Here is a 14,454-nt window from a genome sequence, read left to right as displayed (position 1 = left end):
TTAGCGCAATCTGTTAGAATATACTTTTGTGATTATTCAAAACAGGAGAATAAAAATGCGTAAAAGAAAACTTGGAAATTCAGAATTAGAGCTGACAACCGTAGGACTGGGCACCTGGGCAATCGGCGGGCCCTGGGAATACGGTTGGGGCCCTCAAAGTGACCGCGATTCATTCGAAGCGATACGCGAAGCCCGCGAACAAGGCATAAACTGGATTGACACCGCGGCGGTTTACGGCTGCGGACATTCAGAAGAAGTCGTCGGCAGCGCACTCAAAGAGCTCGGCTGGAAACCGGTTGTAGCTACAAAATGCGGGCTGCTCTGCGATGAGCAGCGTCGTAAGGTAAGCTGCCTGGACGCGGCGAGCATAAAAAAAGAATGCGAAGACTCGCTGCGGCGGCTGAAAGTCGAAGTGATTGACCTTTACCAGATGCACTGGCCACAGCCCGAAGAACAGCTCGAAGAAGGATGGGCAGCGATGGCTGAGCTTGTTAAAGAAGGCAAAGTCCGATACATAGGCGCTTCCAACTTCAGCGTTGAGCAGCTCGAGATGGTCTCAAAAATACACCCTGTAACCTCTCTCCAGCCGCCCTACAGCATGTTCAGACGCGGCATTGAAACCTCACTGCTGCCCTACTGCAGAGACAGCAGCATTGGTATTGTAGCTTACAGCCCGATGGATCGGGGCCTTCTGACCGGCAAATTCACGTACGAAAAACTCGAGCAGCTGGCACCGGACGATAACCGCCGCAAACACCCGCTCTTCAGCGAACCCAACTTCAGCCATGTGCAGAAGTGCCTGAGCAGGCTCAAACCCATTGCCGCGGATAACGGAATCAGCCTCGCCCAGCTGGCAATAGCATGGGCAATCCGTGACCAGGCAGTCACTTCCGCCATAGTCGGTGCGAGAAAATCCGGACAGATCGGAGAAACCGCACCCGCCGCGGACATGGAACTGTCACAGGCGGATATTTCACAGATAGAGACAATACTTAAAGACTTTGAAAACAGCATAGAAGAATAAATATCAACAGCCCGGGGCCCTGTGCCCTGATTGCGGAGAGATAATGGCAAAACAAACGTTATATACAAGCCCGCTGGTAGAAAGAAACGCCTCGGCACAGATGTCGGCACTGTTCGGGCCTGACACGAAATTTTCCACCTGGCGGCGGCTCTGGCTTGAGCTGGCAAAAGCCGAGAAAAAACTCGGACTTAAAATCACTGACAAACAGATAAAGGCCATGCAGGCGAATCTGGATAACATAGATTACGCTAAGGCTCAGGAATATGAGAATAAATTCCGCCATGATGTCATGGCACATGTCCATACATTCGCCGATGCGGCACCAGAGGCGGCACCGATAATACACCTCGGCGCTACAAGCTGTTATGTTGGCGATAACGCAGACCTTATAATCATGCGCCAAGCCATGCGGGCAACAGCTCTTAAGCTGGCAACGGTGATCAACCTGCTGGGCAAATTTGCCAAGAAATATCGCAAAATGCCGACACTTGGCTTTACGCACTACCAGCCCGCACAGCTGACCACCGTCGGCAAACGCGCATCGCTCTGGTGCTATGAATTCGCAATGGATCTCGAAGATCTTGAATACCGAATCGAGAATATGCCCTTCCGCGGCGTAAAGGGAACCACCGGCACACAGGCATCGTTTCTCGAGCTCTTCGGCGGCGACCACAGCAAGGTAGTCAGACTCAACGAGCTTGTCACAAAGGCGTTCGGCTTCAAAAAGAACTGTGTTGTAACCGGCCAGACGTACCAGCGAAAAATCGACACAATGACAATCAACACGCTGGCGGGGATCGCCCAGTCCGCACACAAGATGTGCAACGATATCCGTCTGCTGGCAAATCTCAAAGAGATAGAAGAGCCTTTCGCCAAAAATCAGATCGGCTCATCAGCAATGGCGTACAAACGCAACCCAATGCGAAGCGAGAGGGTAACCGCCCTTAGCAGGCTTGTGATGAGTCTCTCTTCAAGCCCGCAGATGACAGCCGCGGAACAGTGGCTCGAAAGAACGCTCGACGATTCGGCAAACCGCCGCGTGGTTATTCCGGAGGCGTTTTTGGCAGTTGATGGAATCCTTGAGATACTGATCAACGTAGTTGACGGGCTTGTTGTCTATCCAAAGGTGATACAGCAGAGGATCAACTCCGAGCTGCCGTTTATGGCTACCGAAAACATCCTCATGGCAGGCGTAAAAGCCGGCGGAGACCGCCAGAAACTGCACGAAGAGATCAGGATTCATTCACACGAAGCCGCTGAACAGGTAAAGATGCACGGAAAGCCCAACGACCTCATCGAAAGGCTCAAGGCAAATCCGGCGTTTAAGGATATAGACCTTGACGGCGTGCTGAAACCGTCTTTGTATATCGGGCGTGCGCCGGAACAGGTTAACGAGTTTGTCGCTGAAGTTGTAATACCGATAAGGCGCAGATACAGCGGTAAACTCAACAAAAAGGTAGAGCTGACGGTCTGATAAAAACCCAAAGCCTCCGCGATCACAAACAATATATAACACCAGACAAGGAAACACAATGGATAGAGAAAAACTCATTGCAAGAATAAAAGAAACCGCCTACCTCGAAGGCGACTTTACCCTCCGCAGCGGCAAAAAAAGCAAATACTACCTCGATAAATATCTCTTCGAGACCTGCCCGGATATACTCAAGGCTCTCGGCGAGGAATTTGCCCGGCACGTAACGGGTGATGTAACACTAATCGCAGGCCCCGAGCTTGGCGGCATCGCTCTTGCGGCATCGGCGTCTATTGCCTCCGGTGTAAACTGGGTGATTATCCGCAACAGCAAAAAAGGCTACGGTACCGGTAAAATGGTAGAGGGCGTTTTGAAAGAAGGCGATGTAGTTCTGCTGGTTGAGGATATAGCAACTACCGGCGGCCAGGTTCTCGAAGCGGCAAAAGTGATCACCGATGCCGGAGCAAAGGTCAAAAAGATCGTCGCCGTTATAGACCGTATGCAGGGAGCCCGGGAAAACATAAACGAGGCAGGCTATGAATTTGAAAGTATCATAACAAAACTGGATCTGGGTATAAAAGACTGATCCGGAGAACGCAGCGAAATGAACAATATCTTTGAAATCGGAATGCTCTTGTGTTTTGGGGCGGCGTGGCCGTTTTCTGTTTACAGAACGTGGAAATCCCGCTCAAACGACGGCAAAAGCATAATATTTCTGTTTGTGGTTTTAACCGGATACATATCCGGAATACTGTTCAAAATGACCGCGAACATGGATTATGTCATAATCCTGTATGTCTTCAACACGTTGTTGATAAGCCTGGACATTATACTCTATTACCGCAATAAAATCTCAGCTGCTCTCTCAATAAAAACCGAGAGCATAAGGAATATGTAAAATGGAACATACGCAGCTGCTTTGCAATATCAGTGAACTTAACCACCTTTTTCGAGAAAACATAAGCATTGAGTATCTGCTCGAGAGGATCGTAGATCTTATCTGCAGCCACATGCAGACAAGCGTCTGTTCTATATACCTCTACGAGCAGTCCAACAAAACGCTCACGCTGAGAGCATCACACGGCTTATCGCCGGAGAGCATAAACAAGGTATCTTTGAAACTCGGCGAGGGCATAACCGGCACCGCACTAAAAGAAATGCGGGCAATAAGTGTCCACAAAGCCAGCTCCGACCCCAGGTATAAACATTTTGCAAGTATAAACGAGGAGCAATACGACAACTTCCTCGCTGTGCCGATACACCGCGGCATAGAGCGTATCGGAGCGATCGTGCTGCAAAGGGTAAAGAAAAAGAAGTTCACCGAAAATGACATCCTTGCGTGCAGGGCAGTAAGCTCGCAGCTGGCGAACATGATAGAGAATGTCCGTTTTATAATGGATATTCACGAACAGCACGCCAACACTGCCGCCGAGACCAAGTCCGTTGAAAAGGTTATCCGCGGCCGCTCCGCGGCAAAGGGCTTTGCCGTTTCCGAGCTTGAGATTTATGACCAGGACAGGGATTTCAAGCGTTACAAAAAACTAAGTTACGACAAACAGTTCACCATCAAGGACTACCACCGCGCCATCAAAGCGACAGCCAACCAGCTCAAGACACTTCAGAAAAAAGTTGAAGAGAGGCTCAATGACGCCGCTGCTATGATATTTACATCACATCTGATGATTCTGCAGGACAAAGCGTTTACCGGTGAGATTGAAAAACTCATCTCTGAAGGGATCAACCCGCCTGTCGCGATGATAAAAGTAGCCCAAAAGTATATTGATATCTTCTCTCAGGCTGACAACAACTTTGTACGTGAAAAGGTGCAGGACGTCGAAGACCTCTCGGTGCGAATCATAAAGAACATAATCAGAGAAAAAGAAGAATCCCTGGAGCTGCGGGGCAAGATCGTTGCCGCCAGAGATCTCTTCCCCTCCGAGCTGCTGCGGCTCAGCTCTGAAGAAGTCAGCGGCATAATACTTGTCAGCGGCGGAGTTACCAGCCATCTTTCGATACTGGCCAGATCTCTGCAGGTGCCGATGGTAATCGCAAATGATCCGGCTATCATGCAGGTTGACGAGGGTACACAGGTACTCCTTGACGCAGACTCTGGTAATATATACTTCTCGCCCGAAGAAGAGATTATTCTCGAATTCGAGCGGAGAAACAAAGAACGCTTAGCGGTCAGCGCCGCCGGCCGAGAGGTAAAACCGCAAACATACACATCCGACGGAACGCGGATTACAATACTGGCAAACATCAACCTGCTGAGCGACTTAAAACAGGCCCGCGATGTAAAATGCGAAGGAATCGGCCTCTACAGAACCGAATTCCCGTTTATTATCCGCAGCGATTTCCCAAGTGAACAGGAGCAGTACATCACTTACAAAAGGCTGATTGACGGCGTTGGCGATAAGCCCGTTATATTCCGCACACTCGATGTAGGCGGAGACAAGGTTCTCAGCTATTACCACGACGCAAAAGAGATGAACCCGGCGATCGGGCTTCGCAGCATCCGTTTTTCACTTCAGAATATAGAGGTCTTCGAGGATCAGATAAAGGCAATACTCCGTGCCGGCAGCAACGGCGATATCGGAATCATGTTCCCTATGATATCATCGCTTGAGGAGTTTGAAACTGCACGCGCGATCGTAGAAGAATGCAAAGAGCAGCTGAAAAAACGCGGCGAAGAACATATTTCAAACCCCAAAATCGGCCTCATGCTCGAGCTGCCCTCACTCGTGGAGATCATCGATGATGTAGTAAAAGAATCAGACTTTATTTCCATCGGCACAAACGACTTTATCCAGTTCATGGTCGGCGTTGACCGCACAAACGAAAAGGTCTCGGACTTCTACATCCCGCACCATCCGGCGGTAATGCGCTCGCTCAAGCGGATTGTCGAAACAGCCGACAAACACGGCAAACCTGTCTCCATGTGCGGCAGTATGGCCGGCGATAAGGCGTTCCTGCCGTTTCTGCTCGGTATCGGAATGAGAACTCTGAGCATATCACCATCATACATACCCGAGGCGCAGAGTGTTATTGAAAAGATAGACATCAGCCGTGCACAAAAACTTGCAGACGACATCTGCCGGACGCCCAGAATCGCAGAGATTGCAAAACTGCTCAAAATAGACCATACGCCCGATTCGGTCGAATGACCAAGTTGAGCTTGAAACATAATTCATACAGACCAACAGTAAAAGGCCGCCCGTGATTATCTCACGAGCGGCCTTTTTTATAATCTCGTGCCCGTTAAAGGGCTTATCTGTTTTATGAGATTGCAGCTATCACTGCGGGCATTCTGTAATCGGATCCCAGAAGCACTTCATCCAGGCCCCTTCTACAGCCAGATACGCATAGTCTGCAAGTGTCACATAGCAATCGCCGTTGACATCGCCCTGGGGATTACCGTTACACGATTCAAGAAGAGGAACATCAACCTGAGCTACTGCATAGCCGAAATTCAGGTCATAATTATTGGGGTAATCAGCACCAAATTCCAACTCAATAGCCGGCATACCACCGTTTTCACGGTAAGGCGCGCTTACTATAATCTCATCTACGTAGCCAATAACATCACCGTCAACACCCTTGCCGGTTCCTTCTACAGCTACGACGTAACCATTTCTGGGATCAGTTTCGGTGCCGTCTTCATAGACAAACTCGAATGTATATTCGGCCCATTCAGTCGTACTGACAAGGCCAGTGTATGTCTTTCCGCCGGCATAACTGTAACTGCCAAGGGTGTCGCCCTCTACATGGAAGCCGACAAGCTCAAGGCCCTCTGCCATCGGGCTTTTCATACGTACTGTTGCCAGAATCTTGTCGCCGCCCTGGAGGCCGCCGTCATAACCGGCAACACGCGAGATATAGAACTGCGGAAAACCGTTTACGCCGCGTCTGCACTCGAGAACACGGCCGGACTTCGCATCAAGCATCTCAATATTTGCCGGCACAGCTCCGTTATACTCACCAATTATCGTATAACCGGTATCACGCCAGTCATAGCCGTAGCTCTGGTAGCCGGCAAGGTCAAACGGGCCCCAGTTAGTAACAAGCCAGTTATCCGTAACCGCGGCAAGGTCAGCCTGGTCAATAACACAATCACCGGTTATATCCCCGGCAGGCGCGGTACATACAGGATCAGTAACCTCTTCGGGGAAATGAACCGTTGCGGTCTCTGGTGCCGATATAGCAAGAGCGTCAACCCAGCCGTAATCACCTTCATCACCATAGACACGGATTTGCACTGTTATTCCGCCGTAGCCGTCTCCCGCCGTCCAGGTATATGACATCTGGCCCCAGTCGCCTGTTGCCAGATAATCCTGCATTCCGCCGATACTGCCGTTATACTCTTCGGCGTTGAGGGTACCAGAGTTTTGCTGGGCGTAAAGCCGCAGCCCGCTGCCCGCACCGGCATATTTACCCATGACTGTCGCAGTAACCTGCTCACCGTCATTGAGACCGGTTATCCATGCGACATAGATATTCGGATTGCTCGTTCCTCTGACCACCTTCAGTGAGCGGCTGCCTTCATACGCTGTTGTAAAATCATTTTCAGAATAGCCGCTGCCGTAAACACCCAAATCGGTGCCGCGGTTTTCCCAGCCGTATTCACTGATCGCCTGAACCGGAGCCGGGCCTTTAGAAACAACTATTGTAACCTGCGAGCCTTCTTCTATCTCTGTAAGTGCATCAGGATTCTGAGAAATAACCTCGCCGGCAGGAACGGTCTCATCAAAATTGTACGATATAAACGCGGTAAGCCCGGCTGATTCAATAGCACTGACTGCCGCCGCTTCGGTCATACCGACAACATCAGGCACAGTTACCATAGCCAGACCGGGATCAATTCCTTCTGTGCCATCAGGGAAAACTATCGTGCAGTGCTCGGGAACGGTTACTGTCAAATCGTCAATATAAATGACGTTAGCAGGAGCAGCTCCACTTGAGATTCGAGCCTCAACTACAACAGCAACTTTACCGGAATCAACAGTAATAGTTTGAGTAAATTCCATCCAATTGGTCGTACCAACAAGACTTTCATCTTGTCCACTGATAGAGCCATCATATGCGTTTATGTCAGTATCAGAAGAATAGTGCATCCAGAAACGACCATTGGGTTTATCTTCCGCATTCTGAGTATTACTCCAGATCCAGCCTTTGGCTGTTATCACATCGCCAGACTCAACATCGGTTACCCAGCAAACATAAGTCTGAGGGGTGCCGCCAATTGGATCTTCTACAATCTTCAATGACTGTAAACCGCTGCGGGCCTGCTCTGTGCTGAAACCTGTATTAACCGTGTCCACATTTCCATAATAGCCCATGTAGGCTTCCGTTCCGGTTTCCCAGTCATAGTAGCGTGTTTTTGCCGAAGCGAATGGCACCGCCGCGAGCAGGGAAATGACCAGAAGTGTAAAACATAATCTTTTCATTTTAAAAAATCCTTGGAATTAAACATCTTTTATACTTTAAAATTACCATATAAAGCCCTTTGACATAAGGGCGCAGTCTTCGTAATTGATAACGCCGTCACCGTTTAGCTCGGCGTTTTGCCAGCCGGATAAAATCCTGAGCCAGTTATCAGCCAGGGCGAAAAAATCCCCGCTGTCCGCTCGCCCGCTCAGGTCTGTATCGCCGGCAGGAATACCCATTATCTCAAGCAGTAAATCCAGGTCTGCCAGAGTTATAACACCGTCGCCGTCATAGTCGCCCGCGGCGGTCTCTGATTCCATATTGTCTAAGAGAGTATTGATATCGTCAAGTGAAAAAACGCCATCGCCGGTAACATCGTCATGTTCCACCGCGACATAAGAAAGCGATGCGTCAAACGAACCGTCTTTAACCGCTTTAGAATCAGAAGTTATACTGACGCTTGTAGTCCATGTGCCCGCGGCGGCGTTGCCTGCGAAAAATGAGTGATTGTTCACATCGCCTGCAGCAAGAGCCTGACCGTCAGTTTCTATTACTGCCGAACCGCCGGAACTGCCCGCGGGAGAAAACACCGCGTTGAGCGTCTCTGTATCAGAGCCGGAGGATACCGCCAGTCCGGCGTAACCTCCCTGTATGCCGATACTTTCTGATACAAGCTCATTCCAGCCGGTCCCGTCGGGTGAATAGCTCGCTGCCAGCGTACCGCCATTGACTGATACTTTCAGCCATACCGGCAGTGACACCTGCTGCGGAGGTGTGGTCATGGCAATTGCGCCGGCAGAAGTTCGCCTGCGCCAGGACAAATAGCCGCTCTTTGTGGCATAGAGATACCCGTAAACGCTGCCTGTCTCGAGGCTTCCACGCAGCATCATGCCCGCGGTACCACTGTCAAGGCCGCCCGAGATATCGTTAAGCCGGTAAACATATTCACTCTGCTCAGCCGCCGGCTTGTAAACATAATAAAAATTCTCTGACATGCCGGATATAACCCCTGCGCCGTCAATTGAATAGCCGCCGGAAACCTCATCAAAATCAAAACTACCTTGCATCTGCCCGCTGCCGACATCGGTTCCGGTCATGGATTCATAATCGCTGCCCTGGTTATCAGGCTCGGACAACAGAGTGTGAGTTAAAGTTATATGATAATCCAGCTCGTCCGCGCCGGCAGAGACCTGCGTGTCGGCGGAGTTTGATATCAACAATGGAAATTTGTAACCCGTTGAAACCACAAATGGTGCGGGCAGTTCAAACTGCGTCTGGACATTCATAACCGCGGGCAGCTGATACTCGAGGATTACCGGGCAATGGTCAGAAGCCGACATTATCGCGTTTAGCAGCTGGGCAGAACCGCCGCTGCCTGTTGATATTGACTCGTTGAGCTGGTGCGAACCGTTGTTGCCGAGTACCCTGTATGTGCCGCTGATATGTGAGAATCCGGCATCGTCCATGAGCTCTGATGAAAGCATTTGAAAATCAAACCGGTCATCCATGCCCGCACCGACCAGACCGGGGCCGGGATTGGTGCTTGGAGCCTGAGAGTGCAGATGCCTGAAACTGCTGTTATCATGCCAGTAGCCCACGCCGCCAACTGCCGCATCATGCATCTGCGCATTGCCGGCAGCGGTTAATTCTGCCCAGGCTGACTCTGAACTGCTGTAAAGATTTAAATCGCCTGCAATAATAACGTTTTTGCCGGCACCCAATGCATCCGCGTCCGACCGGATCGCCTCGGCCTCATCCGCCCTTTGAGCGGCACTGTCCTGAGACGCCTTGAGATGGCAGACATAAACATAAAATTCCGTATCCGGCGACTGAGGATAATTTGCCAGGCTGAACTTGTAGCGTATCGGCGTCCTGATACCGGGCGTACTGATGGCCCTTTCTTCGAGCAGACGCAGGGTTTTATAATTATAAACCGCCCCGGGACTGCCGCCGATGCCTATATCACTGGTAGTGAGATTTCCGCAGCGGTAATCCTGATCCGGATAAAGGCCGCGAATAATATTTTTTATCTGTATTGTGGTATCTGTATCCGGATCCTGTTCCTGCAGGACGAGCAGGTCAAACGGTTTTGAAATGCCGGCGGAGCTGCTCTGGCTTATTCCGGCCAGAACTGTTTCCAGCCCGTTTCTGATATCACCCTGGGCGATGTTGTAGGTAGCTATACGAATTGAAGCTAAGCCGCTTGAACAAAAAACAGCCGCCAGGGCAAAAACAAACAATGCCCTTTTTTCGGAGCCGCCGCGAATAATTCTATATGGATTGATAGCGAAAACTCCTTAATCTATTTTATTGTCATGCCGTTTCTGTCGTTTGGGTCGTAGGTAAAGTTTGCCCGCATAACCCGAGAGCCTCTCGGCCAGTACATCCTTATATCGAGGCTTTCCTGCCAGCTAAGTGATTCTACATGGCCGTCAAAAAACGCTGTGTTGAAGCCGTCATTATGCCTGTAAGCATATTTGCGGGCGGTATCGGTCAACTCCAGATTTGCCGGCGTGCCAATGACAAACGGATCACCGGGGAACTGTGTAGCAGGCCCCCAGACCATATAGTTGCCCCCGTCGTTCTGATACCTGATATTGTTCAATGAAGCCTGATAGACGCCGCCGGTTTCTCTTAAGTAGCGTGTGCCCTCAAGCACAAATATCTTCCGCTGAGCACTGCCTATTTTTGTCATCTTGGGCACATAACCGGGAGCTACTGTCGCGGCATTGCGTATCTCGGCATCGGTTACAGGTTTGCCGGTATTGCGAAAACTGTATGCGTGAAAGGCTGTGGGCGATGAGTAGCTGAAAACTTTAAGCGAAGTAACGTCAACTTTATTTATAAACCCGCCGGGATACTCATAATCATATTTGGCTTTGTTGGAAGGACACACAAACGTATTAGTACAAAGCTCTATAATTCGCTCTTCGGTGTCGGTTGGAAGGCCGAATTCGTTGCCGAGAAGAGGCGATATCCAGTCGCAGTTCTGCACCGGACTGGTTTTGGAAGCCAGCTCTTTGGGAGTTGCCTCATTTCTGGCGATATTGCCGCCGCTGGTGTTGGGGCCGGGCAGCCAGTCTTTATTTGAAGCGGTATAGGTTGCCAGGGCGATTCCGGACTGGCGGAGATTGGATTTGCATACTGCCGATTGAGCTATAGCTCTGGCACGGCTAAGCGCCGGCATCATTATTCCCATAAGCAAAGCTATGATTGATATTACAACCAAAAGCTCTATGAGGGTGAACCCTGCGGAGAGAAGAGGCGGTTTTGTTCTTTGGCTAATAACAGTTTTCATATCGACTTTATTGTCCCTAAATAATGTTAGCGTTTTATTTGTTTATACTAAAATTTTCAAAAAAAGTTCCGGCAAACTCTAAGTATTTTATTCTCTTAACAATACAACGTCGTTTGTTTTGAAATACAGGTAAGTTTCTTTATCTTCGGGAAATTTCATTGAACCGGGGACAGATATTTTCCAGCTTTGCTTGTCCTTGAGAGCGACTTCGTACTGGATGGACTCACCCAGATAAGTTCGGGAAATTATAGAGGCCGGTATTTTGTTTTCATAACCCTCCAGAGGTGATTCGTTTGCGGCCGCCATGGTAATCTTTTCCGGACGGATACAGCACCTTGACACTGCCCCATCAGTGAAGAAATCATTCATCTGGGCAGATATTGTTCCAACAGGTGTGTTAACCGCAACACATTCGCCCTCCTTAGTTGTTTTGCCTTCAAGGAAATTGGCCTCGCCGACAAAATCGGCAACAAAAGACGTGTGCGGCCTCTCATACATCTCAAACGGACTGGCAACCTGCTCAACCCGTCCGCGGTGCATAATGGCTATACGGTCCGCCATTGACAGGGCCTCTTTCTGGTCATGAGTAACGTAAATACCTGTAATGCCGGAAGATTTGACCAGCCGGCGAAGCTCGCCTCGCATCTGGAGCCGGAGTTTTGCATCAAGATTGCTCAGCGGCTCATCGAGCAGAAGGCACTGCGGCCGTGATGCTATCGCCCTGGCAAGCGCGACCCTCTGCTGCTGGCCGCCGGAGAGCTGGTTGGGTTTCCTGGATGCGTATTCGTCCATCTGAACCATTTTGAGGTTTTTCAGGGCCTCTTGCGCCCTTTGTTTGGTGTCAACGCCCTTCATTTCAAGGCCGAACTCCGTGTTTTTCTGCACAGTCATGTGCGGCCATAGGGCGTAATTCTGGAAAACCATCGCAGTATCTCTTTTTTGGACAGACTCTTGTGTAACGTCTTTGTCGTCGAAAAATATCTTGCCCGAGCTCGGCTCGAGAAGCCCGCAGATTATCCTAAGCAGTGTCGTTTTGCCGCAGCCGCTGGGGCCCAGCAGAAAAAAGAACTCACCCGAGCTTATTGTTATATTGATCCCGTCCAGAATCTTCAGCTGAGAGCCGCTCTGCTTGTAACTCTTATGAATATTATCTATTTTTATCTGTCTCATATAACCAGATGTTCCTGATTCTTAATTTTTAATCTTATTTGACAGGATTAGCAGGTTTTAAATTTGTTTTTTTATCCTGTAAATCTTGTTAATCATGTCCACTTGCTGTTTCAATTCCTAATTCTTAATTCTTAATTAAATCAAACCCTGAATATTGCCCCGAGTTTACGCCCCATCAGCATCGACGCGGCAAACATCGAACCGCCCAGCAGCACCATTCCCACCACGCCAAGTGCCGAGGCGATATTGACCGCATCGGGATTCGCCGCCACGGAAACGTACATCTGCTTTGTTATCGGATAATGCGCCGCCTGCTGGGCAAGCACCAGAGAATCGCTGACCTCGAGCATCGCAAAAGCAAACGTAAGCACGCCGGCAGCGATTATGTTAGCCGAAATCAGCGGCATTGTTATCCGTTTAAACGCGGTAAATCGAGACGCTCCCAGATTCATAGCCGCGTGTTCCAGTGTTACCGGTATCTGCTGAAGTCCGGCCGAAACACCCCTGACCACAAACGGTATGCGGCGTACTGCATAGGCTATCACTATGATTATGAATGGGTTGTAAGCCGGGCCAATACGCTCGAACCGGCTTCCCATAACTGTCATGGCGATAAATCCTGCCGCGAGTATAAGCCCCGGAACTGCCAGAGGCATCATCAGCATCGAATCAAGCGCACGTGAGCCAAAATGCTTGCGCCTTATAATCAGCCATGCCGCGGTGGTTCCTATTACGATATCCAGCAGCGTGGAGCATGATGCGTATTTGAGGCTGTTGATAATGCTCGTTCGTGTCTGCTGCTGGGTAAGGACAAACTTCATGTGGTTTAAAGTCCAGGATTCAGGGGCGATTGTGCTTACCCAGCGGTCGGCAAAAGCGGTGACTATTACGCCAAGGTGCGGCATGATCGCGATCAGGGTAACAGAGCCGAACAGAAGCCAGACAAGAAACGTTTTAATACCTGAAAGCCGCCTGGACTGCGCCGAGACTGTCGCTTTGGAAGTGTCTGATGCTACCGGCTTTCCCAGAACGACTTTAGTCAGTGAATAACAGGCAACACTGACCAAAAGCAGAACAATAACAAAACCGTATGCGCTGCCGCTGATGTTTGACTGCTGCAGCTCGTTAAACACCTTTACCGAAGCAAGCTCATTATAATCAAATATTAACGGCGTTCCAATATCTGTAAACGACCAGATAAACACGATGGAACTGCCGGCGAATATTCCAGGCCGCAAAAGAGGTAGAGTTATTTTCCAGAATTGTTTCCAGCCCGAAGCCCCGAAGTTTTTCGCCGCCTCGTAATACATGGGGTCAATATTAGACAGGCATGATGTCAGATTCAGATACATTATGGGAAACAGGTGCAGCATCTGCATCAGCACTACCGCCGCGAAACCGGTACCAAGCCAGTCATACGCCTGCGAAAACTCAATCACGCCCGCTTTTATCAATATCTGGTTGAGTATGCCGTGCTGGGCGAAAAATCTCTTAACAGAAAGAGCCCCCACAAACGGCGGCATAATCATAGGCAGCAGAAGCAGATTCGCGGCTATATCGCGGCCTTTGAAACTGCAATTGGCACTGATCATCGCCAGTGGAAGGGAGAGACATATAATCAAAAAAGTTGTTATTACAGCTAACAGCAGGCTGTTAATAAACTTCTGGAGCAAAATCTTGTTTTTTACGATGCTGATAACCCAATACAGGCTCAGATCTCCATCATGAAGCAGACCTTCCTTTACAGCAAGCAGCATTGGATATATAAAAAACGCGCCGAAGAACGCGCAGATCAATATAAATAACAGTGTAGGTATATACTTACCTGTTCGCTTTGTACCTGTCAGCATCTATTTTCCTTATACACACTTATAAGCCGCCAAAGGCAGTAATTCATATCACATCAGTTAAATACATACTATACAGGTACTTAGGAGAGCTGCACCCAACACCGCATATAGTCAATGCAGTATAGCGAAATCGGTTTTTACTTCAAGAGAAAATCGAAAGAAGTTTTTGATACGATGACTCCCGCAAAGCCTCATGAGCCGGGAACCAACCTATTTT

The 14,454-nt window shown here is 49.5% G+C and carries 10 protein-coding genes; 5 read left to right on the top strand and 5 right to left on the bottom strand.

Annotated elements, in window-relative coordinates; genetic code table 11:
* The first annotated feature begins 55 nt into the window (after positions 1-55).
* From SMSP2_RS02630 to ptsP, 5 genes are read left to right on the top strand one after another with little or no spacing between them, the layout of a single operon-like run.
* On the top strand, positions 56-1,024 hold the full coding sequence (locus tag SMSP2_RS02630) for an aldo/keto reductase (RefSeq protein ID WP_146682474.1): 969 nt from the start codon (positions 56-58) through the stop codon (positions 1,022-1,024).
* A gap of 43 nt (positions 1,025-1,067) precedes the next feature.
* A complete protein-coding gene (gene purB / locus SMSP2_RS02625) occupies positions 1,068-2,498 on the top strand; it encodes an adenylosuccinate lyase (protein ID WP_146682473.1) in 1,431 nt (476 codons plus the stop codon).
* A gap of 58 nt (positions 2,499-2,556) precedes the next feature.
* Complete coding sequence (pyrE, locus tag SMSP2_RS02620) at positions 2,557-3,081, top strand: orotate phosphoribosyltransferase (protein ID WP_146682472.1); 525 nt, start codon at positions 2,557-2,559, stop codon at positions 3,079-3,081.
* Between the two features lie 18 nt (positions 3,082-3,099).
* Positions 3,100-3,393 (top strand): hypothetical protein, encoded by a 294-nt coding sequence (locus SMSP2_RS02615; RefSeq protein ID WP_146682471.1) that lies wholly within the window; start codon positions 3,100-3,102, stop codon positions 3,391-3,393.
* A 1-nt stretch (position 3,394) separates the two neighbouring features.
* Entirely contained in the window at positions 3,395-5,659 is a 2,265-nt protein-coding gene (gene ptsP, locus SMSP2_RS02610; RefSeq protein WP_146682470.1) for a phosphoenolpyruvate--protein phosphotransferase, read from the top strand.
* 129 nt (positions 5,660-5,788) lie between these two features.
* Here the strand turns inward: ptsP and SMSP2_RS02605 are convergent, their stop codons facing one another.
* The 5 genes from SMSP2_RS02605 to SMSP2_RS02585 all read right to left on the bottom strand — a co-directional run bounded on the left by SMSP2_RS02605 (position 5,789) and on the right by SMSP2_RS02585 (position 14,237).
* Positions 5,789-7,939: a PASTA domain-containing protein gene (locus tag SMSP2_RS02605; protein ID WP_146682469.1), complete on the bottom strand. Its 2,151-nt coding sequence runs from the start codon at positions 7,937-7,939 to the stop codon at positions 5,789-5,791.
* 42 nt (positions 7,940-7,981) lie between these two features.
* Positions 7,982-10,159 carry a hypothetical protein gene (locus SMSP2_RS02600; RefSeq protein ID WP_146682468.1) on the bottom strand — a complete coding sequence of 726 codons (2,178 nt, stop codon included), beginning with the start codon at positions 10,157-10,159 and terminating at the stop codon, positions 7,982-7,984.
* A gap of 62 nt (positions 10,160-10,221) precedes the next feature.
* On the bottom strand, positions 10,222-11,217 hold the full coding sequence (locus tag SMSP2_RS02595; protein ID WP_146684794.1) for a prepilin-type N-terminal cleavage/methylation domain-containing protein: 996 nt from the start codon (positions 11,215-11,217) through the stop codon (positions 10,222-10,224).
* Between the two features lie 87 nt (positions 11,218-11,304).
* Entirely contained in the window at positions 11,305-12,387 is a 1,083-nt protein-coding gene (locus SMSP2_RS02590; RefSeq protein WP_146682467.1) for an ABC transporter ATP-binding protein, read from the bottom strand.
* Positions 12,388-12,527: 140 nt separating this feature from the next.
* On the bottom strand, positions 12,528-14,237 hold the full coding sequence (locus SMSP2_RS02585) for an ABC transporter permease (protein WP_146682466.1): 1,710 nt from the start codon (positions 14,235-14,237) through the stop codon (positions 12,528-12,530).
* Positions 14,238-14,454 lie beyond the last annotated feature (217 nt).

Source organism: Limihaloglobus sulfuriphilus, from assembly GCF_001999965.1.
Lineage (GTDB): Bacteria > Planctomycetota > Phycisphaerae > Sedimentisphaerales > Sedimentisphaeraceae > Limihaloglobus > Limihaloglobus sulfuriphilus.
The sequence above is the reverse complement of the archived record's forward strand: the minus strand, read 5'-3'. Positions and strand labels throughout refer to the sequence as shown.

Excerpts from the sequence above, each read along its gene's own strand:
- SMSP2_RS02630 (WP_146682474.1), top strand. The coding sequence starts at position 56 with ATGCGTAAAAGAAAACTTGGAAATTCAGAATTAGAGCTGACAACCGTA.
- purB (WP_146682473.1), top strand. The coding sequence starts at position 1,068 with ATGGCAAAACAAACGTTATATACAAGCCCGCTGGTAGAAAGAAACGCC.
- pyrE (WP_146682472.1), top strand. The coding sequence starts at position 2,557 with ATGGATAGAGAAAAACTCATTGCAAGAATAAAAGAAACCGCCTACCTC.
- SMSP2_RS02615 (WP_146682471.1), top strand. The coding sequence starts at position 3,100 with ATGAACAATATCTTTGAAATCGGAATGCTCTTGTGTTTTGGGGCGGCG.
- ptsP (WP_146682470.1), top strand. The coding sequence starts at position 3,395 with ATGGAACATACGCAGCTGCTTTGCAATATCAGTGAACTTAACCACCTT.
- SMSP2_RS02605 (WP_146682469.1), bottom strand. The coding sequence starts at position 7,939 with ATGAAAAGATTATGTTTTACACTTCTGGTCATTTCCCTGCTCGCGGCG.
- SMSP2_RS02595 (WP_146684794.1), bottom strand. The coding sequence starts at position 11,217 with ATGAAAACTGTTATTAGCCAAAGAACAAAACCGCCTCTTCTCTCCGCA.
- SMSP2_RS02590 (WP_146682467.1), bottom strand. The coding sequence starts at position 12,387 with ATGAGACAGATAAAAATAGATAATATTCATAAGAGTTACAAGCAGAGC.
- SMSP2_RS02585 (WP_146682466.1), bottom strand. The coding sequence starts at position 14,237 with ATGCTGACAGGTACAAAGCGAACAGGTAAGTATATACCTACACTGTTA.